Raw genomic sequence first — 24,961 nt, 5'->3', positions numbered from 1 at the left:
TTTTCCGCCCGTTTCATGACATTGCTCAGACTGATCAAGATTGGTCAGATTCTGTATGTTTTGAGTTTGTTCTCAATGTCAATCTTATATTTTCCATCGATAAGCGCATAATTTACCTGATGCTTCCTGGCCTGTTCCAGATAGCGGACGTTATCTTCCAGAACACTTTCCATCGTACAACCTTCATCATCCAGACGATTTTCAATGGCGCAGGCATACTTCTTGATGTCACTGAAATGAGTATGAATATACTTTTCGCTCATGATCAGACAGAGATATCGGATCTGGTCGAGATATTTCTGTTCAAAATCATCCGCCCAGTCAAAGGGGATGTAACAACCTTCCACAATCAGATTCTGCTTATTTTCAATGGCCGTTTTTACCATCTCCCGGACAATCGGCCACAGATACTCAGTCAGTTTGTCATCCTCTTCCAAAGTCAGAGTGGTCTGTTTGCTGCGAATCAGCCCCATTTTCAGATGGTCGATCGATAAATACGGATATTTATACTTTTCCAGCAGTTTCTGGGCAAGAACTGTCTTGCCGGTATGGGATGCCCCTGTGATTAAAAGAATCATCTTTTTCCTCCGTTCTAAACCATTTCTTGTCTATTTGCGCCTGATAGAATCCGAGATCCAGATAGCGCCCGGGACTCAACAACAATAAAGAAAAAGCAGGAAACCACAATGACTTCCTGCTTGAAATCCGATTGAAACGAAAGTCTTTCTTTCAGCGCACCTCTTACTCAACAAAGACTGTCGTCTCTTTAATTTTATGCCGGGCTGGCATTTTGGGTTCAATGTCTGGAACGCCAACCGCAATGACTGCAACAATCTGTTGACTGGCGGGTACTTTCAAAATAGAACGAATGACTTCTTCATTGCGAATGCCTATGATCAGAGTTCCAAGATTCTGCCGGTAAGCTTCCAGGCAGAGGTTTTCAACCGCAAGTCCCAGATCAAAGTAGGACCACCCTTCCCCGACTTCATTGGCATAGACGCCTGGTTCGGTTCCGATGCCTGAAAGTTTTTCTTCAAAAGCGGCCACAATCAGACAGGGCGCCTTTTCGACTTTTGCCTGATTCACTGGCGGCAGCGCATTCTGTTTGAGTTCCGCCAGGATGTGATCCTGGGTCACGACATACCAGCGCGGACACTGAGAGTTTTTCCAGCTTGGGGCATAGGAAGCTGCCTTGATCAATCGTTTGAGAACTTCATGATCAACCGGCGTTTCTTTGTATTTGCGGATGCTGCGCCGTCCTTCCAGAACTTTCTCAAATTTCATATCTTACTCACTTTCCCTGACCTTGCGAAATGATGCTGCATTCTGTTCAGCTGCTTCACTTCTTCAAATCAGCCAGAATCAAAAGCGTTCCGCCTGGATCTGGATGATCAGATTCTGGTCAGTTTTCCCTATTATTCCATGACTTTGAACAATTGGCTTATCGAAGGATCGTATAAACCATGAAGCAGGCGTACAAAGCGATCATGAATACACCTTTTGAACGCGTCATCTTTGGAGAACTCCAGGCCAGCACAAACATCAGTATGGCAACCGCAATCAGGATCCCCGTATCAATCAGGTTGAAGAAATTGGCTGTCAGCGGGCTGATGGCGGAGGAAAGACCAAGAATGAACAGAATGTTCAGAATATTGGATCCAATCGCATTTCCAATCGAAAGGCCGCTTTCGCCTTTGCGTGCTGCCGTAATGGAAGTAACAAGCTCTGGCAGTGAAGTTCCAATCGATACGACCGTCAGACCAATGAGGTTTTCGCTCATCCCAAGCTGAGCGGCAATCGTTTTGGCACTGTCCACCGTTACATCGCCGCCAATCATAATGGCCGCTCCGCCCAGAATCAGAAAAGCAGCCAGCTTCCATGGCTCTTTCTGGTCCTCTTCCTCTTCTTTTTCAGCCGGATTTTTCATCGCATCCTGAATCAGAACGTATAAGTAAGCCATCAGCAAAACCAGAAAACCGATCCCCATCCAGCGGTTGATTTCACCAGTCATGATGCAGCAAAAAAGCAGGACCGTACAGAAAATATTGAACGTCAGATCGCGTTTGATAACAGAACGCTGGATCAAAAACGGTGTAATCAAAGCCGAAGCGCCAACAACCACTAAGGTATTGAAAATGTTTGAGCCAATGACATTGGAAATGGCAAGGGCATTGCTTCCTGTAACGGAAGCCGTAATGGAAACCGCCGCTTCAGGCAGAGAAGTTCCTAAAGCAACGATCGTCAATCCGATAATGACAGACGGTACATGAAACCGCCGGGCGATGCCGGCAGCGCCATCCACGAAGAAATCAGCGCCTTTGACCAGCAAAACAAAGCCGGCAAGCAACCAGATATAAGCCATAAAATATTAAATTAATCCTTTCTGAAAACGAAATTCTGCCCGCTTTTCACCAAAAAGAAAAGGCAGAATTTCAAAAATATACCTGCTTGAACCAATACGATTCCAGCAGGTGTCCAAACCAGAAACTTTGAAGTTCCAAACTTTCTGAAATTCAAGAATTCTGAAATTAAAGAATATGGTAGTGGGACAATACGATTCGCAGACCAATCAGAACCAGTACGACACCACCGGCCAGTTTGGCTTTGTTTTCATATTTCGCACCCGCAATGGATCCAAGCTTGACACCAAACGCAGAAAAAAGACCGGTTTCGATGCAGATGATCAGACAGGCAAGCATCGTATTGGCAAAGGTAGAAAGACCACTGAACATGGCTACCGGTACAACCGAGAAGGTTACACCCACCGCCAGCGCATCAATCGAAGTAGCAATGGCAAGCATAAACATTTCCCCGGCTTTCATGGAATCATTGGCTTTTTCTTCCGGTTTGAAGGATTCACGAATCATATTGCCGCCAATAAAAGCTAACAGTGCAAAGGCGATCCAGCTTGAAAAGCCTTCAACACTTCCCGCAACCAGATTTCCAAGAATATAACCGATCGCCGGCATCATCCCCTGAAAAATACCAAACCACAATCCCGCGCAAAGCATATTTTTCCAGTTTACGCGATGCAAGGCCAGACCTTTACAGATCGACACCGCAAATGCGTCCATCGACAGGCTGGCACCCAGAACTAAAATGGTCCAAAAAGACATTCAATCCCTCCCAAAATTCAAATCCCTGTCTTCGACAAATCACTAAAGAATCCCGGCCAGAAGTCAGTGTTCTCTGCTCATTCCAGCGGTTTGCTTCTTCAATTTTTTTGAATACAGACAGACATATGGCTATTATTCTACCGCTCCTGGCAGGTTTCCATGTAAATTTTCCGTTAAATTCCCAGCTTTTTAAGCGCCTGAACGATTCCATCTTCGCGGTTGGTCCCTGTGACATAACGAGCCCGTTTTTGCACAAAAGGTTTGGCATTGCCCATCGCAAAAGAATGCGTAACTTCACCAAACATGGAGACATCATTTTCCCCATCCCCGAACACCAGGACTTCCTCTTTGCCCCAGCCTTCTTTTTCCATCAGCTTACGAATTCCCATCCCTTTGGAATAGCCAAAAGGCAAAACCTCAAGCTGTCTTGGGGTTGTACGATAAATCGCAAATGAATCCGAGAATTTGTCCTGAAGTCTTTCAAACAGTTCAGCCAACGGCTTTTCTTCCTGCATGATCTGTAATTTATTGATCGGACAGCTGATTTCATCTGCACTCTGAAGGTAGTGCAGATTGCCATAGCCATCCCGGAAGTCTGTCAGCCAGTTCCATGGCCCTGCCGTCCAGGGGAAATCATCCGGCAGATTCTGCTCTTGGCGGATCTGCTTTTTCTTTTCATAGATTTCCGGCGTAAAGAAGTCAAACAGACCGTCATCAAACATGGCCTGGCTTTCCGCATTCTGCGTCGTCAGATACGAGAAAATACCGTGGATCTCTTCAGGACTCATGGTTTTGAATTTTGTCCGCTGCTGGTTTGCCAAATCATACAGAGCCACGCCATCAATTTCGAGCAGGTAGCCGCCGTACTTTTCCATCTCCAGCTGCCCTGCATATCCCAAAAGTCTTGTATAGCTGCGTCCGCTGGCCAGAACCAGCCGGACACCTTGTTTTTCCAGTCCAATCAGATAGTCCCTGGTTACCGGGGAAATCTTGTCCCGTTCATTTAACAGGGTTCCATCCATGTCCATCACAATTGCCTTAACCGGCTTCGATAAAGTTGTCATCTAATGCGGCAGAGAAACCCCATAGCTTGCTGTGGGGAGGAATTGCCGCCCTCACCTCCTGTTCGATATTTATACTGTTGCCTTTTGTTTATCCACAAGCCATCCATTCGATGACTCAAGTCTTTTTAATTTCTTCCATGAAACAGATGCAGATACCGTAGTTCCATCAAGTATCCTGATATCGAATCTTCCTGATGTTCTTTTTGCAAAGATAAAACACTCTGTGTTCTGGTATCCGATCTTATCGAAAAGCTGAAATCCCATAATGACCTTCGCTGACTGATTCAGTTTTCTGACGCCGCCTTTAGAAGGATTGAATTTATGAATCTGTCGGTTATGACATCGCACTTTCCTGCTAAAAAAGACGGTTTGAGCGGGTCTTGCATCTGGATGGCCTGCGATGCATCTTGCATCAACGTAGTGTTCTTTGGGAAGACCATGCCCAAGACGTTCTGCTTGGGTCAGATATCCGAATGTTTCTTCTACAGGAATGGGAGCAAATTCTGTCTGCGCTCTTTCCAGCAGAGTCTTTCGCATGGCCCCCATAAAAGCCGCATCTGCAAGTGAAGCCGGCTTAAGAATCTTATCTGGAAGTTTGATATTCCCTTTATGGTATTCCTGATGGCAGTGTTTACAGAGCCCGTCACCCCTTTCGGGGTCAGTATAACGATACGCACAGGATTTCGCATGAGTTTCAACCAGCTTTCCCAATCCGCCATTTTCCGTTTCTCTTTGCATTCTTTGCAAGGTAAGATTGTAAGCGCAATTGAACCAGATGAAACTGGTCTCTTTCCCATTCTGTCTGGATCCGCATCCAAATATAGATTCTGGTTATCCTCTTCTTCTGACCTCACGTTCTCCCGGCATTACAGATGCCTCCTTTCGGTAAATAAACCAGCCCGAAGGCTGTAAGGTGTCCTTCGCCAATGTTGTAAATGCTTTTTACGCTCAAACTCACCGCCTGTTACCCCGAACAGACTTTTAAAGCAGAGCCACAGAGCTTAAGACTAGAACGATATCTTAAAGGTGTGATGACATAAACAACGGAGTTCGTATCGTCCGAAGACAATATTCACCAAGGCTACTCACAGACAACAGCCGAAGCTGTCCTGTCAAACAACAGGGGTGTATTTCAACCCCCATGGCTTGCCATGGGGTCAGTGAGTTTTTCTTTTTGAACGAATGACGACTCTCATAAATTCGAAACACCTTTAGGTGTCATGGATTTTATATTCACCATTTTTCGTTTTTCCTACATTCAGAAGCGAAAAATGGTATTTTTTATTTGAATAAATATTAACTTTTTATTAAGCATTGGATTGAGCGTTGAAAACTTAACACCTTTCTGCGGCCTCATGCCGATCAGAAAAATGACTTTTAGAAAGGAGCAGTCGAGATGTTAACCGTTTCTAGTACTCACCAGGATTTTTTACAGGATCTGAATGGCCGGATAGCCATCATGCACTCTTCGCAAATTGACAGGCTTAACGATCTGTCATACGCCATGGCTTTAGGTAAGGTCGCTCTGCTTAATCTGGATCCAGTTATAGATGTGATTTCTCACCTGTATTCCTCCAGAGGGCGACCTGCTGCCGATCCACGGATGCTTATTCGTTCTCTGGTTCTTATGTATCACTTCCAGGAAACCAGTATTCAGTTATGGCATGACCGCCTTGAGTACGACTTTTTACTCCGGGTACTTTGCGGCATCAGTGGACGCAACCCAGCAGTCGGGACCTATTATTCCTTAATGGATCGACTTTATCTGTGGGATATTTCTGTGAACATCCTTCCCGCAGGAAAGAATAATAAGCCTAAGAAAGCTAAAAAGCCAAAAGGCAGGCCGGGACGAAAGCCAAAAAACTCTGTCAGTCCTCCAGATTCTGATATTGATCAGTCCGGGACACCAAATCCAACCAGAAAGGGAGAAAAAATGAACCTGAATCCTCCCGGGGCGACAACCTCCCTGGCGATTCAGGCTCAAATGGGTGAGATTGACCCAGAAAGGTCTATCAGGATTCTTCAAGCTCTATTTAAAGAAATTGCGGTGGAACCATCTATCGCAATGGGCCTGATCGATCCGGGTAATCTCATTCTTTCGGGTGATGGAACCGCTGTCTATGTTCACGCAAACAACAGAGGTCATCATCTATTAGAATACACTGGAACCGAAAAATTTGATACCCTTCGTCGTTATTCTGATCCTGATGCCAGTATTGGTTTTGACAGTGATAAGGGAGATTACTATTTTGGCTTTACAGGCTATTTTAACGTTGTTCATAACTCCGATAAAAATATTGATCTGCCAATCCACTTTATGATCGAATCTGCCAGAGAACACGATTCAACCATTTCGATTAAAGCAATAAACCAGGTCAGGCACTTATATCCGAACATAAACATTACTCATCTCTGTCTGGACAGCGCCAGTGATAATGAAGCGACTTTTCAGCTGTGCGAAAACTGGTCTATCAATCCCGTTATCGACCTCAATAAAAGAAGAGGAAAAGGAACCGAAAAAGGCAGCGTAACCATTTCCTCTACCGGCAAGCCAATATGCAAATCAGGCGAAGAGATGTACTGTACTGGTTTTGACAAAACACATAATGCCTATAAATATCGCTGTCCGTATGTTATGAAGCGAATTCCGGAGTGCTCCCATCGTGACGAATGTTCAAAAGGTACCTATGGCCTCTCCGTCTACCTGAAGTGTAACAGTGCCAGAGAAAGGGCTATGCAGAAGCATGGAACCAAAGAGTGGAAGACAGTTTATAACAATCGGACAAGCTGTGAGCGAGTCAACAATCGTTGTCTGAATGATTACGGTCTCCATAAAACGAAAACACGTACTCAGCGCCGGATATCATTTGTAACCTTTCTTGTATGTGTAAACATTCATACAGATGCCTGGTTAAAAGAGGAAAAGGCAGCTAATAATTAGTGTAAAAAAACAAACTAGTATTCCTACTTTTTTTAGTGCGGCCTTTTTTTCAGATCGACTGAAACTGGCTTCTCAAAACTTTCTTTGAGAAAGGCAAAACTAATAAAAGCCGCTTAGCTAATATTTTATTAATAATTAGTTAATAATTTATTCAGATTTCTCCTAGAATTTATGAGAGTGCTCCGAATATTCAGATTCTTATCATCAAAACGCTGTCGCAAAAACGTTCTTTTCAAGTCCTGATCGAATTTATGGCTTGATGAATTTTATGCTTTGCGAGGAGGTTTTGCTTTGGTCTTTGTTCTTTACAGTCAAAATTGATTTCACATGGCTTTGGACACCCTTTCTGACTCCATATACGCGAAAGATACTGTTCTGTTTTTGCAGGAGAAAACTTTTTTCGAAAAATTTTGATTTGTATGAAATTCAGCCATTTCTCAAAACAGAGGAGAAGGATCAAAGTCAGATCCAATGATTGATGGGATGAGCAAAGTGGGATTCAGAAAGAAAAGAAACAGGGAACGGAAGCTTTGATCTATGTTCTGGACATTGATGGCAATCCATTGATGCCGACCAAACGATGCAAAAAGGTTTGCAGACTCTTAAAAGCAAAGAAAGCTAAAGTCGTAAAGAGAACTCCTTTTACCATTCAGCTTTTATATGAACCTGATACTCATGTGGTTCAGCAGATCACATTAGGCGTCGACGCAGGATCTAAACATATTGGATTGTCCCCATGTACAGACGCAAAAGAACTCTATGCAGAAGATGCAAAGTTGAGAACCGATGTGTCTAAAAAACTGACCGCAAGAAGAGAGGCGAGAAGAACAAGAAGAAACCGCAAAACAAGATATCGAAAGCCAAGGTTTAACCACCGGGTGCATTCAAAACACAAAGGATGGCTGGCGCCTTCTGTGGAACAAAAGATTACATGCCATTTAAATGTCATCCGGAAAGTGACAAAGATCCTACCTGTTTCAAAGATCGTGATAGAGGCAGCCTCTTTTGATACACAGAAACTGAAAGCACAGCTTGCAGGGCAAAAACTTCCTGAAGGCAAAGATTACCAGAATGGTGAAATGAAAGACTGGCTCAACGTCAAAGACTATGTACTGTACCGGGATCGATAAACTTGCCAGTGCTGCAAAGGAGAATCCAAAGATAAGGAACTGCAGGTCCATCATATTCACCAAAGAAAAGATGGCGGCAGCAACCGTCCGGAAAATCTGGTTACGCTCTGCAAACACTGCCATCAGGAATACCATAAAGGAAATATCAAACTTCCAGATAAGATTCTTAAGCCGGCTTCATTTGCAGATGCGGCTTTTATGGGGGTCATGCGAAAGACGCTGCTGGAAAGAGCCCAGACAGAATTCAGTCCCATTCCTGTAGAAGAAACATTCGGATATCTGACCAAAGCAGAACGTCTTGGGCATGGTCTTCCCAAAGAGCACTACGTTGATGCCAGATGCATTGCAGGCCATCCAGAAGCAAGACCTGCTCAAACCGTCTTTTTTAGCAGGAAAGTGCGATGTCATAACCGACAGATTCATAAATTCAATCCTTCTAAAGGCGGCATCAGAAAACTGAATCAGTCCGCAAAGGTCATTATGGGCTTTCAGCTGTTCGATAAGATCAGATACCAGAAAACAGAGTGTTTTATCTTTGGAAAACGAACATCAGGCAGATTCGATATCAGGATGCTTGATGGAACCAAGGTATCTGCTTCTGTTCCCTGGAAGAAATTAAAAAGACTTGAGTCATCAAATGGATGGCTTATTGATAAGCAAAAAGCTGCATTGTAAATATCGAACAGCAGATGCTTGGCGGCAATTCCTCCCCACAGCAAGCTATGGGGTTTCCTTGCCGCATTAGATAACCTGCCCTGCACAAATCCGGATGAGATCAAGAATCCTGTCTTGCGCGAAAGAGCTACATATTTTAAAAAAGATCCAGAAGGCCGTAAAATTCTCGAAGAAGCTTACAAAGAGCAGCTTGAGCAACAAGCCAAAGACCAGAAAAACTAGATTTTGGCGCCCATAAAGGACTCTAAAAACCAGTGATCTGATGCGTTCGGACAAAGAACACAGACAACCAGACTTTGTGAGCTGTTATCAGCCAGAAAACAATACTTTTCAACTTCCCGGTTGCATTCGATACCGTCCCTGTGCTATTGTAATTGAGCAGTCAGCAGACGCCTGAATAGCTCAGTCGGTAGAGCATCCGGCTGTTAACCGGCAGGTCACAAGTTCGAGTCTTGTTTCAGGCGCCATTTGAAATCGACCCATCCACGAAAGTGGATGTTTTTTTTGTTTCTGCTGTCTATCCACCGCAGCCCATTTTTCGCTAATCCTGCTATACGGATAAAATGAAGCCGTCCTAGAGTCCCATAAGATTTTTCCAATACGCTTTTTCGTCCCTCAAGAAGACTGGCCTGCCTTTATTCTGTCGCTTATTGTCTGCGATTTTTTCTCACGGAGAGCAGTCTTTGCGACAACCATCCGATTGTTGTGCCCTGGGTAAGCCTGATCCTTGAAGATTTATCGGATAGATCAGCAAATCCGTCAGATTCTTTGAAATTCTAGATAAATCTGACAGTAGGCTGGATAAACAGGCGGCAAGTATAACTATAATCAATATATAAATCAATCTATATAGAACTCTCCAAAAAACCGAAACTTTTTTGTTGACTATACCCAGATAAAAATGATATCCTTATCAAGCAATCAAGAGACGCCTGAATAGCTCAGTCGGTAGAGCATCCGGCTGTTAACCGGCAGGTCACAAGTTCGAGTCTTGTTTCAGGCGCCATTTTGTTTGTTTATATTTCTATTTTTAAGTTGCCTGAATAGCTCAGTCGGTAGAGCATCCGGCTGTTAACCGGCAGGTCACAAGTTCGAGTCTTGTTTCAGGCGCCACTTGAAAATTCATCGTCGATCCATTGGATCGGCGATTTTTTTATTTTCTGATCCCACGCTTTCTGTTTGCCCCTCAACACGTTTTTTCATTTCTGCCTCATTCACTCCTGCTTCATTCATCCCTGCTTCAATTCTCCCGCTTCATCTTTTTGTGCCTCGAGCCATAGGCCCAATCTACCGGCCGATATAATTGAGGCATGATAAAAATCCTGATTTTCTATATTCTTTTGGGATATCTTTGTGGAAGCATTCTGTTTTTCCATCTTTATGGGCGGTTTTTTGCCCATCGTGATATGGCCGCCCAGGCTGCAGACCACAATCCCGGCGTATTTGACGCCTTTCGCTATGGAGGTTTTCAAGCTGGCCTTTTTGTATTGATCGGCGATCTGGCCAAGGGCTTTCTTCCAGTCGGGATCTATCTGCTGCAGGCGCCAGATCCATTGAACTATGGACTCGGTCTGGTCATGGCCGCTCCGATTCTGGGCCATGACTTCTCGATTTTTTCGCATTTTCGCGGCGGCAAGGGAATCACGACAACTTTCGGCGTTCTGGCTGCTTTATGGGCGGGCGGTCTCGGATTCTGGCCTTTGGGCACGTTTGCGATTCTGTTTCTTCTGTTTAAAGGGATTATCCAGGTTTCTCCAGACTATTATCTGACAATTCTTGTTTACTTGCTGTGTCCCGCCATCAGCTTTCTGGAACCGGTAAACCTGTTTGTGCGCTATGGACTGCTGCTCATTTCTGGCGTGGTTCTGGTGCGTATGGCTTTATCCAAAGAAATCAAAAACAGACTGGAGGTAAAACTTGTATGGAAGCACTGATTCTTTCCTGTTCAACCGGCGGCGGTCATAATGTGGCTGGCCAGGCGATTACAGATGAACTCAATCTGCGCGGCTGGAAAACGCACTTCTTTGATCCGTATACCCTGCTTTCCCAGAAAACCGCGGATCGCGTTGGGGACAGTTATGTCAGCCTGGTCCGCTTTTCCCCTGCTTTGTTTGGCGATGTCTATAAACTTGGCGAACTGTACCTGAAAGCAGAAAAAGCTTTTGGTCTGCCTGATCCTGTTTTAGCCGTCCAGGCACACACCGCAAAAGCCCTGTATGCATGGCTGCAGGCCAATCCCGTCGACATTGTCATCTGTACCCAGCCCTATCCCGGCCTCATGCTTACCTGGCTGGCCAGGCATGGCTATCCTGTGCCGCCTTCCATTATGGTTCCAACTGACTACACCTGCATTCCTTTCGAGTGTGATGTGAACACGACCTGGATGACCCTGCCTTATCCAGCCCTGGCAGATGAGTTCCATGCCGAAGGAGTCGCTTGTTCGTGGCTGATTCCAACCGGTATTCCCATCAACCCAGTTTTTTCCAGACCGCTTTCGCGCCAGCAGGCTGCCCAAAACCTGGGACTGGATGCTTCAAAACGCTATATTCTCATTGGCGGCGGCAGTATGGGAACCAATGGCATCTATTCCATTTTAAAAGAACTGGTTCCTTTGCTGGAAAGCCAGGAGGATCTGGAAGCACTGGTGCTTTGCGCAAGCAATCAGGGACTGGAAGAACAGATCACCCGTGCCAGGCAGCCTCATGTCCATCCGCTGGGTTTTACTCATCAGATGGTTGACTATTTGCATCTTTGTTCTGTTTACATCACCAAGCCAGGCGGCCTTTCGATCACCGAAGCCAGTGCCTGCAGCACCCCTTTATTGCTGGCCAATCCAATTCCGGGCTGCGAAAGTGCCAACGCCGAGTTTTTCGAACACCACAATCTGGCCCTGTATGCCAGAAGCTCGGCTGATATTCGTCCAATGACAGAAAAGCTTCTGGCCAGACCACTGGAAGGCTCTTCAAAGCCCTCCTGGTTTGCAGACAATACCAAACGCCTGGCCGACTGGGTTGAATGCGCGGTCATGCTCAACGAAAAAATCCCGGCATCGCCTGCTCAGAGTTCAGCTGCTTCTTTCAAAAACGATTAAGTCAGATTCCAGTCTTCATTCAAGTTTACAAATCAAAACAGCATCAGACAAAAAGATTCTTCTTTGCATGAGAAGAACCTTTTTTGTCTGGTGCTATTTTGCCGAAAGCACAGAGATTTGAAAAAAGGTAAAAACTGGAAATCAGGCAGCTTCAGCTCTGGCGCTCTTCTTTGGAGATTGCCTCTTCTGGCTGAAGTTTTCGCCAGACAAGTCGTTTTTCGCCTCAAAAGGCCTGGATCTGTCTATTCGCCAACCAGCAGGTACGCGTTAATGATCTGCCCGGTATAAGCCGTATGGTAGTCACCGGTTGGATAGTAGCGCTTTTTGATGTCGGCTGGAATGGCTGCTGCATCCTGGTCCTGCTGGTAAATCACTTTGCATTCCAGCGTGATTGGAAACTGGGCAATAGCTGGTGCCAAAACTTTTTCACCCGGGACGACCGTCAGATCCATTTCCTTGAACTTGTCGTAATCACGGCCGGATTTTGTTCCACAAAAGCCAATAATCCGGCGTACATCCGCATCTTTGAGCGGAACGTTAATGGTAAACTCTGGATTTTTGTCCAGAAGAACTTTCGTATAGCGGCTCTGGCGGACAAATACCGTAAAGACCGGCAATCCCCAATCTGTTCCTAATGTTCCCCAGCCGATGACCATGGTATCCATCTTGTCATCGGCACGAGTAGATAACAGGATCCCCTTTGGCAGCTGTTCAAGAATCTGTCCGGCATATTCATAAATATTGATTGGAATTCGTCGCATGTAAGTACCTCTTTCTTATTTTCAGAATAACACGAACAAGCGTTTTCATGACAAAACCATCGTTTTCAATTTTAATTTGCATTTTGGTCCTTCCCTTTTTGATTTTCTCTGGCACAATATCCCTTCTTCCAATCTTTTTCGGACTGTTATCGACCCGGCCCGACCCAAAAGAAGTCATAAAAAAAGGCAGTCAGAAGTTCTTTATCTCTGACTGCCTGATGGGCAAAACACAAGTGAAATTGAATCAAAGAAGACCGAAGCAAAGACTCAGAATGTTTTCCGTCTCACTTCTATCAAAAGAAGGCTTATGCTTCTTTATTTTCCGCAATGACATCCTGCATCGTCTTGGCGATGTTTTCAGGAGTAAAGCCATAGTATTCAAACAGCAGGCTGCCCGGTGCGGAAGTACCAAAGTTCTTCATGCCAACCATCTGGCCATCGATTCCGATGTACTTGCCCCAGCCGAAGTCTTTAGAGGCTTCAACAGAAACACGGTTGCGGACGGATCTGGGCAGAATCTTTTCGCGGTATTCCCGAGGCTGCATTTCGAAGAGTTCCATACTCGGCATGGAAACAACGCGGCAGTCTACCCCTTCTTTTTCAAGAAGTTCAGCTGCTTTGATTGTTGGTGCAACTTCAGAACCGGAAGCAATGAAGATCGCTTCTGGAACTTCGCCTTTGGATTCTTTAACCACATAGGCGCCTTTTAAGGCTTCCTTGGATGTCGTTGGAACCTGTTCAACATTCTGGCGAGTCAGAATCAGGGCCGTTGGGCCATCGACACGGGTGGCAGCTAATGTCCAGCCGGCAGCCGTTTCTGTTGCATCAGCAGGACGGAAGACAACCATGTTTGGAATAGAGCGATAGCTTGCCAGATGTTCAATTGGCTGGTGGGTTGGGCCGTCTTCACCAACACCAATGGAGTCATGCGTGTAGACATAAGTCACTGGCAGATCCATTAAGCAAGCCAGTCTTGCCATTGGTTTTGCATAGTCAGAGAAGACAAAGAAAGTTGCGGCATACGGTCTTAAGCCAGCTAAAGCCAGACCATTGGCAATGCCAGCCATAGCAAGCTCTCTTACACCGAAGTGGAAGTTGCGGCCGCTGCGGTTTTCAGGGGAGAAATCCCCTTCCCCTGCCATAATGGTCTTATTGGATGGACCTAAGTCAGCAGAACCGCCGACAAGGTTTGGCATTACATCTTTGAGTTTGTTGAGGATTTTTCCAGAAGAAGCACGTGTTGCTTCTGGTTTGTCCGTTACATCAAACAGGTTGGCCTCTTCCAGAGCTTTTTGATCTGGCATTTGGTTAAACATGGCGCGGTATTCAGCTTCCAGTTCTGGATATTCAGCCTTGTAGGTGTCATACATTTTCTGCCATTCTTCTTCAGCCTTTTCGCCCCGTCTGGAGAGTTCTTTGAAGTGAGCATACACTTCTTCCGGAACATAGAAGTGTTCCTCTTCCGGGTAGCCAAGGTTGCGTTTGAGCGCTTTGACATTGTCTTCGCCAAGGGGTTCACCATGGCTGGAGGCACTGCCTTCTTTTGGAGAACCGTAACCAATTTTGGTTTTTACAGTAATGAAAGAAGGATGCTCTGTATCAGCTTTGGCTTCTTCAATGGCTTTATGAATGGCTTCGAGATCGTTGCCATCTTCAATAATCCATGTGGAATACCCTAGAGCTTCCATGCGTTTATTCACATCTTCACTAAAGACTGGTGCAGTGTCGCCTTCAATGGTGATGTTGTTTGAATCGTAAAGAATAATCATTTTGCCCAGTTTCAGCGTACCTGCCAAAGACAGAGCTTCCTGGGAAATTCCTTCCATCAGATCGCCATCCCCGACTTCAACAAAGGTATAGTGATCAACGATCGGATAATTTGGGCGGTTGAATTTATCAGCTAAAAATTCTTCAGCTGCGGCCATACCAACCGCTGCGCAAAGGCCGGAACCAAGAGGTCCAGTGGAGCATTCAACAGCAGTGGTGTGTCCATATTCAGGATGTCCAGGGGTCAGGGAATTCAGCTGCCGGAAGTTTTTCAGATCTTCCAGAGTGATTCCATAGTCAAACAGATGAAGCAAAGCATAGAGACCAGCAGAGCCATGTCCACCGGATAAAATAAAACGGTCGCGATTTTCCCATTTCGGATTTTTTGGGTTGTGATTCATCGCATTCGCGTAAAGTTCATACATCATTGGAGCCGTTCCTAAAGGGGCTCCAGGGTGGCCGGAGTTTGCTTTCTGAATCTGGTCAGCTGCAAGCGTCCGGATTGCATTCACGGATAATTCGTCTATTTTTGTCATGTTGTTGTCCTTAACCATCAGGCCTACCTATACGGCCGCTTATAGAATACCTTAAAAGTATAAAAAGTCTAGATATTCACAAGAAACGATTCTGGAATCCCGACAGGGATTGCTCCTATTCTGCCAGTCTGCCAGGGATTGTGTACAGCCCAAGTCCCAGCTTCTTTTCTGGATTCATCCCTTTGAACATTCTTCTAAAGCTTTTTATCTTCTTGTATTCAAACTCTTTCAAACTCTTTTCCTCCTGTGCATTTTGGCTAAAAGGCCGAAAATACGGGAGTTTCTTCCTTTCAGATTGTACCGCCATCTTACAGTTTCATCCACTATGGACGACCAGCCAGATAAAAGCTGAGGCTCTCACTTTCGATGAATTGTGGAAAAGTCTAGACTAACTATGTGCCTTATATCGGATCGATTTCATCCGATGCGATTCTATTTACAAAGAAATTACGGATCCGTGCAAAACAAAGCCATCTGTCGAATTCCGGAGTATTTTTTTGAATCCGCTTTGTTTTGTGCAGAAAGGAGCCATTATGAAAAAGAAACTTTACCTGGTCCGCCATGGCCAGACACTTTTCAACGAAAAAAATTTGATTCAGGGCTGGTGCGATTCCCCTTTGACTCCGCTTGGCCATAAACAGGCCAGAGCGGTTCGCAAATGGCTGGACGAACACCACATTGAGCCAGATTCCTATTATTGTTCGACGCTTGGCCGGACCGAACAGACGATTCAGGAGATTACAGATCAACCATATACGCGGGTTCCTGGCCTGAAAGAATTTCACTACGGCACTCTTGAAGGCGAACCAATCAGCAAAGGCAATCCAGGCGGCAAAGATCCGGCCCATATGTATGTTCCCTTTGGCGGCGAAGCCCGTGAAGAGGTCGAAAAGCGAATGGTCGATACACTGACCGATATTATGGAAAAAGATCCGGGCCATACGATTCTTGCCTGCGCGCATGGTGCCTGCTCATTTCGTTTTGCCAATGCCATCGACCCAAAGAAAGCAAAGAAACTTCGCAAGTTTGATAACTGCATTATTTACGACTTCGACTATGAAGATGGCAAATTCACTCTCAACGACATCATCAATGAGCATGTCAAAGACCTCAAACCAGATACGCCATCGCAGCTGTCCGTCATGATTGACCAGTAACAGCCTCTTCTCTGAATGGCTATCAAATATTAACTGTTTAATATCATAAAATCTGTTCAATTCTCTCCATTTTCAGGATTCAATTTTGAATCCAGCTGTTCCTGTTTTCAGGCCCAGGATTTCAGACTGCTTCTGGCAGTCTTTTTCTTTGGCCACAGCAAAAAAAAACAAAAGAAACAGTCGCGATCCGTAAAGCCAATGATCTCGAACTATAAAATTAATGGCATAAAAAAAGAGGCAGTCTTGTTGTCCGTGAAGATCACCTCATCTTTTATCAACTATTCAATCAAAAATTATCAGTGCTGAGCTATTTGAGTTCAGACAGTTGGTCCAGAACTAGTCTTCGTTCAGAACAGCCTCAGCCTTTTCGTCTTCATTCCAGAAATACTCAAGAAGTTCAGCAAAACGGTTATCACGCTTTTTGGAAGAGAGAGCTTTTTCTTCATCGACTACAACCTGAACTCCTTCGAGGTCATTTAACTGAATCTCGTTCACTGCAGATGCCATATACGTTTTCCTCCTGTAAATATTTTCAGAAATTTTTCAGATGATGAAAAATTTGAGCTTGGCTCAATGTTATCAGTTTCAGAAACTTCTTTCAACGGCATTTTGTTAAGATTTTCCAAATAATTGATTACTCTTTATTGGTTCAAAGCTAAAATGAAACCATTTGCGTTGTTTTGTATCGTTTCTCAAACATTTAAGCCTGCCACTTCATCATACTGATTTGAAAGAAAAAGAAAACTTTCATGCCTGCTGAAAACTTTCATTCGACAATTTCAGATAATTTGGGTATTTATACAATTCTGTTTTTGATCATTTCTTAATTTTTCATCCCTTTCTTCGAACAAATGATCGTTTGCATCTGTTCTTTTTCATGGCTGCCTGAATCCATTTGGTCTGTTTGTTTAAGACAAGAAATTATTTCAAGTGACTGATATTTTATCTCAAAGATACCAAATGAATAAGATTTGAATTTCATATCCAAAAGACGAAAAAAAGCAGGCTACCTGCCTGCCAGTTCGAATGCCTGAGCGAAAATATGTTCTGCATTGGCCGTTGCATAATCATTGGCGGAAATCACGCCGATTGGATGGCCAAGTTTCTGTTCAATTTCACCTTTATAGTAGCTGATCTGCGGTCCAAGAAGCACCGCATCAGCCTGCGCAACTGCTGGATAATAGTCCGTCAGTCCATACGCTTTTAAGTCAACCACTTCATTATGATCGTTTGCGAATTCTTCCAGCCGTTTAATGATCCAGTTGGTTGAAAGGCCGCCAGTACAGATCAGTGCAATTTTCACTTGTCTACCCTTCTTTCCAGCTCTTCTATTCGTTTTTCTAATTTTTTCTGTTCTTTAATCTGTGTAACCAGTTCCGTGACCAGATCCATCGTCTGCATGGCATCCATCAGATGGTCCTGTGAATGCACCAGCAAAACGTTGACATCGTGATGTTCACCATTCATTTCCGCAAACAACAAGTCTGTCTGGGCACGCCGTCCTTTTTCAATGGCGGTCCGAGCTTTGGCAAGCAAAGCTTCACCGCCGCCAAAATCCCCTTTACGGGCTGCATTGAGCGCGTCAAACGCGTAAGATTTGCCATCGCCGGCATCGGCAATGATGCCAAATGATACCATATCGAGTTCGTCTTTTGTCATACCCTTACCTCAGCAGCTCAGTCAAGATCTTTGGGGTCATTCCAGAAAAAGCGATAGTATTCTGGATTCTGTTTTCCCCAGCACTCTTCGTTATGAGAGCCATCTTCGACAATGGAGACTTTGCCAAGTCCTCCCTGCCGCTCCAGAGCCCATTTGTATTCCACCAGAAGCATTTCTGCTTCCACACGCATGGGAGCCGACAATTCTTTGGATCCAAATGACCAATAAATCCGTGTATCCGGATCCAGTCCGCCATGTTCCAGTTCTCTGGAAATTTCTTCTTCACAAAGAAACAGGGACGGCGACAGACAAGCCGCCTTGGAAAATACAGAGTTATGCCGGGTAACCGCAAAGAAGGCCATCAAGCCTCCCATGGAGCTGCCTGCTATGGCAGTTGCTTCTCTTTGCGGCCAGGTTCGCAGTTTATGGTCAATCATCGGCTTCAGCACCTGGACAATCCACTCCATTAACACCGCTCCGGCGCCAACTGTGGCTCCAAAGAACGTTTCTGCCAATGGATAGGGAGTGTATTCGTGAAGCCGGTTCTGGTCTTTCGGGTCACATTCCAGCCCAACCACTATGCAGGGATCCATACAGGAATCGAGAAACTCCTTAAGTCCCCACGAACGGCCAAATGTCGCCTGCTGATCAAAAAACAGGTTCTGACCGTCAAACATATACAGCACCGGATAGCGCCGATTGGAATAAAAATAATCATCCGGAAGGTAGACATCCACCCATCCCAGGCGATTGAGCGGATCCATTCTTACTGGAAAACGATCTATCATGAAATCCCTTCCTTTCGCCTCTTTTTCTATTGTATCCATTTCCGGCCTTTTGGTCTTCATAAACTCATTTTGAGTCCTCTTTTTGAGCTCATATTTCCATTTAATTCGCCTTTGGCGATTTGTCGAAAATAATGATCAAGTTTTCGAAGAAATTTTAAACAGACACAAATAGCGCCACATTGTCTTCTCCAATGTTTTGGCTTGATCCACTTGCAGATTTGCGCCAAATCTTTTGAATCCATCAAACCTCCTGAACGACCGGGTCTGAGCATTCAGGAAAAGGGGGCCAGCGCTTTTGGATGACAAACGAAAAGCTGCCCATCGGATGCGGCAAGGCATTTTGATAGGCAGCTTTATCTGTAAAGTGGCGTCCACAAGAGGACTCGAACCTCCGACCCCGTGCTTAGGAGGCACGTGCTCTATCCAGACTGAGCTATGTGGACCTGTTCACGCCATAAACGAATCAATCTTCAGAATTGATGAATTCTGAAATCAAGCTTCTTATTTATTTTAGCCGTTTTGAGAGAAAACAGGCAAAAAAAAAATGGCGCACCCGAGAGGACTCGAACCTCCAACCACCAGAATCGGAATCTGTTACTCTATCCATTGAGCTACGGGCACAGCGTACAATTATTTTATTGCACACCCCTTTTAAAATCAAGTCCCACCAAAAACCGACCCGTTTTGAGCGATATTTCATCCGGATCCGATCATTCTTGCAGGCACTTCTCCTCTGGCAAACCCGGATGTTTTGCAGTTTTTGAAAAAGTCAGATTTGATAGGTGATTTACATCTTAATTATAAAAATCTATAAGTCAGCAGTAGCGAGTTACGGCAGACTTTTTTTGTTGTCAAATTTTCAGTCATTTAAAATGCGTACTTTTTCGTAATTCTATATGATGCAATAGGGTGATCATATGTCGTATCGGCTCAAACAATCTAAATCAAAAAATTCTGTTTCGTTTTTTATAATCTCAGACTACACAAATCCAGAGACCAAGAAACGGTCTACAGAAGTTGTCGAAAAACTGGGCAACCAGACTTACTGGTTTAAAAAACTGAACACCAATGATCCCTCGGTTGTTGTTGCTCATTTAAAAAAGCTGGCTAAAGAAAAAGACGATCAACGAAAAGCACCTGGGTCAAATCTTGTTAATGTCGTTCTCGATGAAAACAAGAAGATTCCAATGGATGCTCCAATCTACAACGTGGGATACTTGTTTCCAAATAAAATTCTTCACATGCTCTCCATAAAAGGAATTTGTGAAGAAATAGAAGCCAAATATCAATTTAAATTTCCATTGGAAAGGATTGTTTCTGATCTTGTTTGTGCTCAAGTCGTTTTCCCGGGATCTAAGCGATCTGTATTTCGCGAAGTAAAAAAATTCTTCGACCCGATAACTTATTCCCTCGATGATATTTATAGATCACTCCCAATCCTGTCTTCAGAACGATATTTCATTGAGTCAAAGCTTTATGACCAAAGTTCAAAAATATGCGAAAGGGATACCACCGTTCTCTTTTACGACTGCACAAATTTCTATTACGAGACAGAAGATGAAGATGATTTCAGAAAGTATGGCAAAAGTAAGGAAAATCGTCCGAATCCGATTGTTCAGTACGGTCTTTTTATGGATTCAAAGGGAATCCCCCTGGCAGATATCGTCTTTGATGGCAATCAGAATGAACAAGCTTCACTTAGAACTCTCGAGGATAAAATTGACGCCGATTTTAAAGACTCAAAATTTATCGTATGTGCAGATGCCGGACTGAATGGATTTGAAAATAAGATTTATAACGACCGAAAGAAAAACAGAGCCTATATCGTCACTCAGTCTATAAAAAAACTCAGGAATAATTATAAAGAGTGGGCTTTGAAGCCAGACGGCTGGAAGTTAAGCGGCTTTAAAGGCGAGTTTTCGATTAATAACTTAAAGGATACAATTAATATAGACGGAATTAAATATGAAACAAAACGGCTTACTTTCTATAAAGAGATTTGGATGGAAACTGAGAAGAAGTCTCAGTTAACCGGAAAAAAGGAGAAGCTGACGGAACGCATTGTCGTTACATACAACACAAAATATAAGAAATATAATGAATTTATACGTGAAAAGAAATTGGAACGAGCTAGGAAATTGATTAAACAGGGGAAAGTGAAGAAGAGTAATAATAACCGTGATCCACGATATTACATCTCAGAAACGAGCGTCACCCAGGAAGGAGAAGTTGCAGATCACGAAATTTATGAACTGGACCAGGCAAGAATCGATGAAGAAGCTCAATATGATGGATTTTATTGCGTGGCAACAGATCTTTTATATGATGATGTAAATAAAATACTGGCAGCTAATCACAGCCGTTGGGAGATTGAAGAAAGTTTCATGATCATGAAGTCAGAACTTGAAAGCAGACCAATCTACGTTAGCCGGGAAGAAGCTATCAAAGGACACCTGCTAATCTGCTTCATAGCTCTGTTAGTCTACAGAATTCTGGAGCAATATCTGGAAAGCATGGATAGCTGCTTTGAAATTTTTAAAACACTCCGACAAATGAATGTTCATCGCCTTAAGAACGATTATTATGTGCCATCATTTGAGAGAAACGTAATAACAGACAGACTTATAGATATTTTTAACTATAATGTAGATAGAGAAGTGATTACTCTACAAAATTTAAAAAAATTTTTGAAAAATTCGAAAGGCAAAAATGTTACGCAAGTTCGTGCACAAGTAAAAAAGGCCAAAAGTGCTTTAAATTAAGCCATTTGGCCTTTTTATCTTCTAAAAACTGCAAAACTAGAGAGCGTACAATTATTTTATTGCACACCCCTTTTAAAATCAAGTCCCACCAAAAACCGACCCGTTTTGAGCGATATTTCATCCGGATCCGATCATTCTTGCAGGCACTTCTCCTCTGGCAAACCGCTTTCAGGTCTGTCGAATTTTGAATTTGCATGGCTCTTCTGGAATTTTCCCGCACTTTTTCGCTTCTGTTCGTTCATTCTGTTTCTATTTTTCCTTACAATGGTCATGCAAAACTTCCATTTCATGGAAGCTGGATTCTGCTTTGTTCTGAAAAGCTCCTGGATTCAGGACTCCATTGACATCTGGCAGGATTCAGATCCAGTGCCAATCTAAAATGAGCACAATAAGTAAGGAATAAATAAAAAAGTAAATCAGTAAAGGAGAAATCTTTTTATGAAAACCGCAGTCATTGATGTTGGCGGAGGGATGCGCGGCATGTATGCAGCAGGCGTTCTGGACGCCTGTATGTTTGATGACGTGAAATTCGATATTGCGATTGGAATTTCCGCTGGTTCAGCCAACGTCTGCAGCTATATTGCCCATCAGCTCGGCCGGAACTATATGTTTTATCGAGAATATTCCGGAAGACCAGAATACATGTCATTCCACAATTACTTTGAAACGGGTTCGTTTATCAACATGGACTACATCTACAGTACTCTTTCCAACAAGGATGGCGAAAACCCGCTGGATTTCGATGCCTTCAATGCCTCTGATATCCAGATGGTTGTTGTAGCGACCAATGCGATTACCGGCAAGCCTGCCTACTTTGACCGCCACTGGCTTCAGGAAAACCGGTACGACATTTTCAAGGCCAGCTGCTCGATTCCCGTTGTCAACCATCCCTATATGATTGCCGGCGTGCCATTTTTTGATGGTGCCCTCTCAGATCCAATCCCACTGGATAAAGCCTTCGAACTTGGTGCCGATAAAGCCGTTATCATTCTGACCAAGCCAAGCGATATCGACCGCAAGCCCTATAAAGACCAGGCTGTTGCTGCCTTCATGCATTGTTACCCCAAAGCCGCTGAGGGTCTTCGCTCAAGAGCCGACCGTTATAACGAAGTCGTCGCAAAAGCCAAAGAGCTGGAGAAAGAAGGCAAGGTTCTGATTGTCGCTCCCGATGATACATGCGGCGTCGATACACTTGACCGGAATCCAAACAACCTGCATCGCCTGTACCTCAAAGGATTCCAGGACGGACAGAAGATTAAAGACTTCCTTGTCCCCGCCAGCCAGGCGCAAGAAGTATAAGCGGAAGAAGGATCAAATGGCTGTGACGTCTGTTTCCAGGCTTCTCATCGCCGCAAAGCGCTCCCTGCACCAGAACTTTTCAGCCATCCCTTTCTTTTTCCAACTGTCCAGCACATCTCTACGCCTCTGTATGAGGCAGACCAATCCCGGTCAACAGACCAGCAGAAAAGCCGGATCTTGTTCAAATCGAATGAGATCCGGCTTCTTTGCGTTCATCGGGTTTGCTCGGGTTCCAGCCTTCTGATCCTCCAGTTTTCTGGTTTACTGGTCTTCTTTAAGAAAGAGCGTGGGGACCATACGCTCGTTATATTGCGTCGAAACAATTCCAGCATCGGACAGGCGGGAATACACGCCCGCAAACCGGCCATTGAAAACATACAGACCAGTCAGATTGGAATACGGTTTCAGACCATCCGGTCCGAGCAGATCGATGTTCATCGACTGATAATGGGGAATATATTCTTCCACGATATAGCCATGCTCGGCCAGACCATCGACCAGCTTTGGCCAGTGTTTTTCGGCAAGATCGACACCTGCATAGACACCTTTAGCTCCATAGCCTTCTTTGGGCTTGATGATCCAGTGCTTTCGGTCTTGTTTGACCCGTCTGGCAGTTTCCGGTGTCAGATCAAACGCTTCGGGCAAATGTGCCTCAATCCACTTCACTTCTTGCTCGGTGAAGTATTTCTGTAAAGCCGGCTCAAAGAGCGCTTCACTGATCGTTTTGGAATGTGGAATCTGGGTTTTAAACGCCCCGGCCAGCACAATCTTCCCCTCTTTTACAGCCTGTAAAAACGGCTTGATTTCATCGAGATGGTCCAGCACGTCCTGCGTGACGGCTCTTCGATACAGGGCGTCATAGTAAACACCTGTTTTGGGACTGTAGAGCGATACTCCATCATATTGCAGATCGCGGATATCGACGACTTGCGCTATATATCCTCGATCCTGAAGGAGTTGTTCGATCGCATACAGTTCTGGAAGATACGCATTTTCCAGAAAGTCTGAAATGGCAATCACCGGCTTCTTTTTTTTCGTCGCCTGTTCCAGATCCAGAAGCAAAGCATCCACTAACGGATTCATCAGCGGCATATAACTTACCTCTGGTTTCAGGGCCTTCCAGACGTTATTCTGGGCCAGAAACTTAAACATCAAATCATTCTCGTACATGGCGGAAGTTCCGTCTGTATTGAACTCACAGACCTTGAAATCGCCGGTTTCTTCATCATAGAAAACATCAATGCGTAGAACCGGGATGGCTGCCTGATAGCCAGGTTCCAGGGCGATGAGCTCCTCCAGTTCTGGCGAGAAGTGAAACAGAGCGCGTATCTCTGGATCATTCTGGTAAGCAGCGATGGTCTTTTCAAAGATCGAATAAAAAGTCTGACAGAGCTTTTCGAAATTCTCTTTATCCTGCTGGGTAAAGAACTTGGGAAGATGAAGCGTGCGGGTATAAATCGGCACGGCACTGCTCTGATTGGGAACTTCATATTCTAATGGAGAGTTCTGAATGGTCCGGCTGACCTCCAATGCACTTTTATGGCTTTCCTGCAGATGGTCTTCTATATAGTCAAGCCATTGCTTTTCAATGGATTTCACAGCGTGAAAATGGATGCTTTCACTTCATCCGTGTGCTTTTTGCCTAAAACAGTTTCCATAATCGCCCAGGCAAAATCAATCGCGGCTGCAGCAGAGCGTCCGGTGATCAGTTTGCCATCGACTACGGCAGGCTGATCTTTATACGTTCCACCGAATTCATCGTTCATTGATGTAAAGCAAGTGTAGTCTTTCCCTTCAAGCAGACCCATATGACCAAGGATGGTTGGAGCAGCGCAGATGGCCGCTACATATTTTTCAGGGTCATTGTAGAACTCAGTAATGACTTCTTTGACTTTTTCGTTGGCTTCAAGTTTTGGAGCATGAGCACCGCCTGGAATGATCAGGACATCTACATCTGAGAAATCATAATCTTTCAGAGGAGTTGCTGGCGAATAGGTAACGCCAAAACGACCCGTTACTGAATCCGTATTGGCAGCACTGACCAGATCAACCGGCATTCCAGCCCGGCGTAACAGGGCGATTGGACCCATGGCTTCGAGTTCTTCGAAACCGTTGTCCATGACAATTGCGGCTTTTTTCATCATCAATACCTCGCTTTCGTACGTATCGTACTTTCTCTATTTTAACGCAACACTCCTGATGCGGCTTTTACAAA

23 protein-coding genes, 5 tRNA genes and 1 pseudogene are annotated in these 24,961 nt (G+C 44.5%); 13 read left to right on the top strand and 16 right to left on the bottom strand.

Annotated features, from left to right (window positions below; all coding sequences use genetic code 11):
* Positions 1 to 44: 44 nt before the first annotated feature.
* The 6 genes from U4956_RS09515 to U4956_RS09490 all read right to left on the bottom strand — a co-directional run bounded on the left by U4956_RS09515 (position 45) and on the right by U4956_RS09490 (position 4,918).
* Positions 45 to 578 (bottom strand): AAA family ATPase, encoded by a 534-nt coding sequence (locus U4956_RS09515; RefSeq protein WP_323090415.1) that lies wholly within the window; start codon positions 576 to 578, stop codon positions 45 to 47.
* Positions 579 to 741: 163 nt separating this feature from the next.
* Positions 742 to 1,284: a nitroreductase family protein gene (locus tag U4956_RS09510; protein ID WP_323090414.1), complete on the bottom strand. Its 543-nt coding sequence runs from the start codon at positions 1,282 to 1,284 to the stop codon at positions 742 to 744.
* Between the two features lie 157 nt (positions 1,285 to 1,441).
* Positions 1,442 to 2,362 (bottom strand): calcium/sodium antiporter, encoded by a 921-nt coding sequence (locus U4956_RS09505; protein ID WP_323090413.1) that lies wholly within the window; start codon positions 2,360 to 2,362, stop codon positions 1,442 to 1,444.
* A gap of 166 nt (positions 2,363 to 2,528) precedes the next feature.
* Positions 2,529 to 3,116 (bottom strand): manganese efflux pump MntP family protein, encoded by a 588-nt coding sequence (locus U4956_RS09500; protein ID WP_323090411.1) that lies wholly within the window; start codon positions 3,114 to 3,116, stop codon positions 2,529 to 2,531.
* A gap of 173 nt (positions 3,117 to 3,289) precedes the next feature.
* A complete protein-coding gene (locus tag U4956_RS09495; protein WP_323090409.1) occupies positions 3,290 to 4,180 on the bottom strand; it encodes a Cof-type HAD-IIB family hydrolase in 891 nt (296 codons plus the stop codon).
* 69 nt (positions 4,181 to 4,249) lie between these two features.
* Complete coding sequence (locus tag U4956_RS09490; RefSeq protein WP_323090406.1) at positions 4,250 to 4,918, bottom strand: hypothetical protein; 669 nt, start codon at positions 4,916 to 4,918, stop codon at positions 4,250 to 4,252.
* A gap of 658 nt (positions 4,919 to 5,576) precedes the next feature.
* Here U4956_RS09490 and U4956_RS09485 point away from each other — a divergent pair.
* The 10 genes and pseudogenes from U4956_RS09485 to U4956_RS09445 all read left to right on the top strand — a co-directional run bounded on the left by U4956_RS09485 (position 5,577) and on the right by U4956_RS09445 (position 12,017).
* Complete coding sequence (locus U4956_RS09485) at positions 5,577 to 7,121, top strand: transposase (RefSeq protein WP_323090404.1); 1,545 nt, start codon at positions 5,577 to 5,579, stop codon at positions 7,119 to 7,121.
* A 530-nt stretch (positions 7,122 to 7,651) separates the two neighbouring features.
* Positions 7,652 to 8,251, top strand: coding sequence for an RNA-guided endonuclease IscB (iscB, locus tag U4956_RS09480; RefSeq protein WP_323090402.1), 600 nt, complete (start codon positions 7,652 to 7,654; stop codon positions 8,249 to 8,251).
* Positions 8,252 to 8,266: 15 nt separating this feature from the next.
* Positions 8,267 to 8,386: pseudogene (locus tag U4956_RS14455) on the top strand (HNH endonuclease); the annotation flags it as partial.
* Between the two features lie 63 nt (positions 8,387 to 8,449).
* Positions 8,450 to 8,926 (top strand): hypothetical protein, encoded by a 477-nt coding sequence (locus U4956_RS09475; protein WP_323090401.1) that lies wholly within the window; start codon positions 8,450 to 8,452, stop codon positions 8,924 to 8,926.
* An 18-nt stretch (positions 8,927 to 8,944) separates the two neighbouring features.
* Positions 8,945 to 9,148, top strand: a complete 204-nt coding sequence (locus U4956_RS09470) for a hypothetical protein (protein ID WP_323090398.1) — start codon at positions 8,945 to 8,947, stop codon at positions 9,146 to 9,148.
* A 169-nt stretch (positions 9,149 to 9,317) separates the two neighbouring features.
* Positions 9,318 to 9,393, top strand: a tRNA-Asn gene (locus U4956_RS09465).
* Between the two features lie 463 nt (positions 9,394 to 9,856).
* Positions 9,857 to 9,932: transfer RNA gene (locus U4956_RS09460), tRNA-Asn, on the top strand.
* Between the two features lie 31 nt (positions 9,933 to 9,963).
* Positions 9,964 to 10,039 (top strand) — tRNA-Asn (locus U4956_RS09455).
* Between the two features lie 197 nt (positions 10,040 to 10,236).
* A complete protein-coding gene (locus U4956_RS09450; protein WP_323090396.1) occupies positions 10,237 to 10,860 on the top strand; it encodes a glycerol-3-phosphate acyltransferase in 624 nt (207 codons plus the stop codon).
* Entirely contained in the window at positions 10,848 to 12,017 is a 1,170-nt protein-coding gene (locus U4956_RS09445; protein WP_323090394.1) for an MGDG synthase family glycosyltransferase, read from the top strand. Before U4956_RS09450 ends, U4956_RS09445 begins: the two co-directional genes overlap by 13 nt.
* 242 nt (positions 12,018 to 12,259) lie before the next feature.
* On the opposite strand, the gene U4956_RS09440 is transcribed toward U4956_RS09445, so the two are convergent.
* On the bottom strand, positions 12,260 to 12,778 hold the full coding sequence (locus U4956_RS09440; protein WP_323090392.1) for a flavin reductase family protein: 519 nt from the start codon (positions 12,776 to 12,778) through the stop codon (positions 12,260 to 12,262).
* Positions 12,779 to 13,083: 305 nt separating this feature from the next.
* The gene (gene tkt / locus U4956_RS09435) at positions 13,084 to 15,081 is read right to left on the bottom strand and encodes a transketolase (protein ID WP_323090391.1); all 1,998 of its coding nucleotides are present in this window, start codon (positions 15,079 to 15,081) and stop codon (positions 13,084 to 13,086) included.
* Between the two features lie 533 nt (positions 15,082 to 15,614).
* Between tkt and U4956_RS09430 the strand changes: the two genes are divergently transcribed.
* The gene (locus U4956_RS09430; protein ID WP_323090387.1) at positions 15,615 to 16,238 is read left to right on the top strand and encodes a histidine phosphatase family protein; all 624 of its coding nucleotides are present in this window, start codon (positions 15,615 to 15,617) and stop codon (positions 16,236 to 16,238) included.
* A 336-nt stretch (positions 16,239 to 16,574) separates the two neighbouring features.
* Here U4956_RS09430 and U4956_RS09425 read toward each other — a convergent pair whose 3' ends face one another.
* From U4956_RS09425 to U4956_RS09400, 6 genes are all read right to left on the bottom strand, one after another.
* A complete protein-coding gene (locus U4956_RS09425; protein WP_323090386.1) occupies positions 16,575 to 16,745 on the bottom strand; it encodes a hypothetical protein in 171 nt (56 codons plus the stop codon).
* A 499-nt stretch (positions 16,746 to 17,244) separates the two neighbouring features.
* On the bottom strand, positions 17,245 to 17,541 hold the full coding sequence (locus tag U4956_RS09420) for a PTS sugar transporter subunit IIB (RefSeq protein WP_323090385.1): 297 nt from the start codon (positions 17,539 to 17,541) through the stop codon (positions 17,245 to 17,247).
* Positions 17,538 to 17,897 carry a PTS lactose/cellobiose transporter subunit IIA gene (locus tag U4956_RS09415; protein WP_323090383.1) on the bottom strand — a complete coding sequence of 120 codons (360 nt, stop codon included), beginning with the start codon at positions 17,895 to 17,897 and terminating at the stop codon, positions 17,538 to 17,540. Before U4956_RS09415 ends, U4956_RS09420 begins: the two co-directional genes overlap by 4 nt.
* Positions 17,898 to 17,914: 17 nt before the next feature.
* The gene (locus tag U4956_RS09410) at positions 17,915 to 18,685 is read right to left on the bottom strand and encodes an alpha/beta hydrolase (protein WP_323090382.1); all 771 of its coding nucleotides are present in this window, start codon (positions 18,683 to 18,685) and stop codon (positions 17,915 to 17,917) included.
* A 365-nt stretch (positions 18,686 to 19,050) separates the two neighbouring features.
* Positions 19,051 to 19,128: transfer RNA gene (locus U4956_RS09405), tRNA-Arg, on the bottom strand.
* Positions 19,129 to 19,230: 102 nt separating this feature from the next.
* Positions 19,231 to 19,306 (bottom strand) — tRNA-Arg (locus tag U4956_RS09400).
* Between the two features lie 296 nt (positions 19,307 to 19,602).
* On the opposite strand from U4956_RS09400, the gene U4956_RS09395 reads away from it, so the two are divergent.
* Both U4956_RS09395 and U4956_RS09390 read left to right on the top strand, forming a co-directional pair.
* Entirely contained in the window at positions 19,603 to 21,447 is a 1,845-nt protein-coding gene (locus tag U4956_RS09395; protein ID WP_323088213.1) for an IS1634 family transposase, read from the top strand.
* Between the two features lie 438 nt (positions 21,448 to 21,885).
* Positions 21,886 to 22,746 (top strand): patatin family protein, encoded by an 861-nt coding sequence (locus U4956_RS09390; protein WP_323090380.1) that lies wholly within the window; start codon positions 21,886 to 21,888, stop codon positions 22,744 to 22,746.
* Between the two features lie 261 nt (positions 22,747 to 23,007).
* On the opposite strand, the gene U4956_RS09385 is transcribed toward U4956_RS09390, so the two are convergent.
* Together U4956_RS09385 and U4956_RS09380 are read right to left on the bottom strand one after the other, a co-directional pair.
* A complete protein-coding gene (locus U4956_RS09385; protein ID WP_323090379.1) occupies positions 23,008 to 24,345 on the bottom strand; it encodes a hypothetical protein in 1,338 nt (445 codons plus the stop codon).
* The gene (locus tag U4956_RS09380; RefSeq protein WP_323090378.1) at positions 24,342 to 24,890 is read right to left on the bottom strand and encodes a DJ-1/PfpI family protein; all 549 of its coding nucleotides are present in this window, start codon (positions 24,888 to 24,890) and stop codon (positions 24,342 to 24,344) included. Before U4956_RS09380 ends, U4956_RS09385 begins: the two co-directional genes overlap by 4 nt.
* Positions 24,891 to 24,961: the final 71 nt, after the last annotated feature.

The sequence above is a fragment of the Allobaculum sp. JKK-2023 genome, from assembly GCF_034745455.1.
GTDB lineage: Bacteria > Bacillota_I > Bacilli_A > Erysipelotrichales > Erysipelotrichaceae > Allobaculum.
The sequence above is the reverse complement of the archived record's forward strand: the minus strand, read 5'-3'. Positions and strand labels throughout refer to the sequence as shown.

Coding starts and splice junctions, on each gene's coding strand:
- U4956_RS09425 (WP_323090386.1), bottom strand. CDS start 16,745: ATGGCATCTGCAGTGAACGAGATTCAGTTAAATGACCTCGAAGGAGTT.
- U4956_RS09510 (WP_323090414.1), bottom strand. CDS start 1,284: ATGAAATTTGAGAAAGTTCTGGAAGGACGGCGCAGCATCCGCAAATAC.
- U4956_RS09515 (WP_323090415.1), bottom strand. CDS start 578: ATGATTCTTTTAATCACAGGGGCATCCCATACCGGCAAGACAGTTCTT.
- U4956_RS09505 (WP_323090413.1), bottom strand. CDS start 2,362: ATGGCTTATATCTGGTTGCTTGCCGGCTTTGTTTTGCTGGTCAAAGGC.
- U4956_RS09495 (WP_323090409.1), bottom strand. CDS start 4,180: ATGACAACTTTATCGAAGCCGGTTAAGGCAATTGTGATGGACATGGAT.
- U4956_RS09390 (WP_323090380.1), top strand. CDS start 21,886: ATGAAAACCGCAGTCATTGATGTTGGCGGAGGGATGCGCGGCATGTAT.
- U4956_RS09395 (WP_323088213.1), top strand. CDS start 19,603: ATGTCGTATCGGCTCAAACAATCTAAATCAAAAAATTCTGTTTCGTTT.
- U4956_RS09410 (WP_323090382.1), bottom strand. CDS start 18,685: ATGATAGATCGTTTTCCAGTAAGAATGGATCCGCTCAATCGCCTGGGA.
- U4956_RS09380 (WP_323090378.1), bottom strand. CDS start 24,890: ATGATGAAAAAAGCCGCAATTGTCATGGACAACGGTTTCGAAGAACTC.
- tkt (WP_323090391.1), bottom strand. CDS start 15,081: ATGACAAAAATAGACGAATTATCCGTGAATGCAATCCGGACGCTTGCA.
- U4956_RS09450 (WP_323090396.1), top strand. CDS start 10,237: ATGATAAAAATCCTGATTTTCTATATTCTTTTGGGATATCTTTGTGGA.
- U4956_RS09475 (WP_323090401.1), top strand. CDS start 8,450: ATGGGGGTCATGCGAAAGACGCTGCTGGAAAGAGCCCAGACAGAATTC.
- U4956_RS09500 (WP_323090411.1), bottom strand. CDS start 3,116: ATGTCTTTTTGGACCATTTTAGTTCTGGGTGCCAGCCTGTCGATGGAC.
- U4956_RS09490 (WP_323090406.1), bottom strand. CDS start 4,918: ATGCAAAGAGAAACGGAAAATGGCGGATTGGGAAAGCTGGTTGAAACT.
- U4956_RS09485 (WP_323090404.1), top strand. CDS start 5,577: ATGTTAACCGTTTCTAGTACTCACCAGGATTTTTTACAGGATCTGAAT.
- U4956_RS09440 (WP_323090392.1), bottom strand. CDS start 12,778: ATGCGACGAATTCCAATCAATATTTATGAATATGCCGGACAGATTCTT.
- U4956_RS09445 (WP_323090394.1), top strand. CDS start 10,848: ATGGAAGCACTGATTCTTTCCTGTTCAACCGGCGGCGGTCATAATGTG.
- U4956_RS09430 (WP_323090387.1), top strand. CDS start 15,615: ATGAAAAAGAAACTTTACCTGGTCCGCCATGGCCAGACACTTTTCAAC.
- U4956_RS09415 (WP_323090383.1), bottom strand. CDS start 17,897: ATGACAAAAGACGAACTCGATATGGTATCATTTGGCATCATTGCCGAT.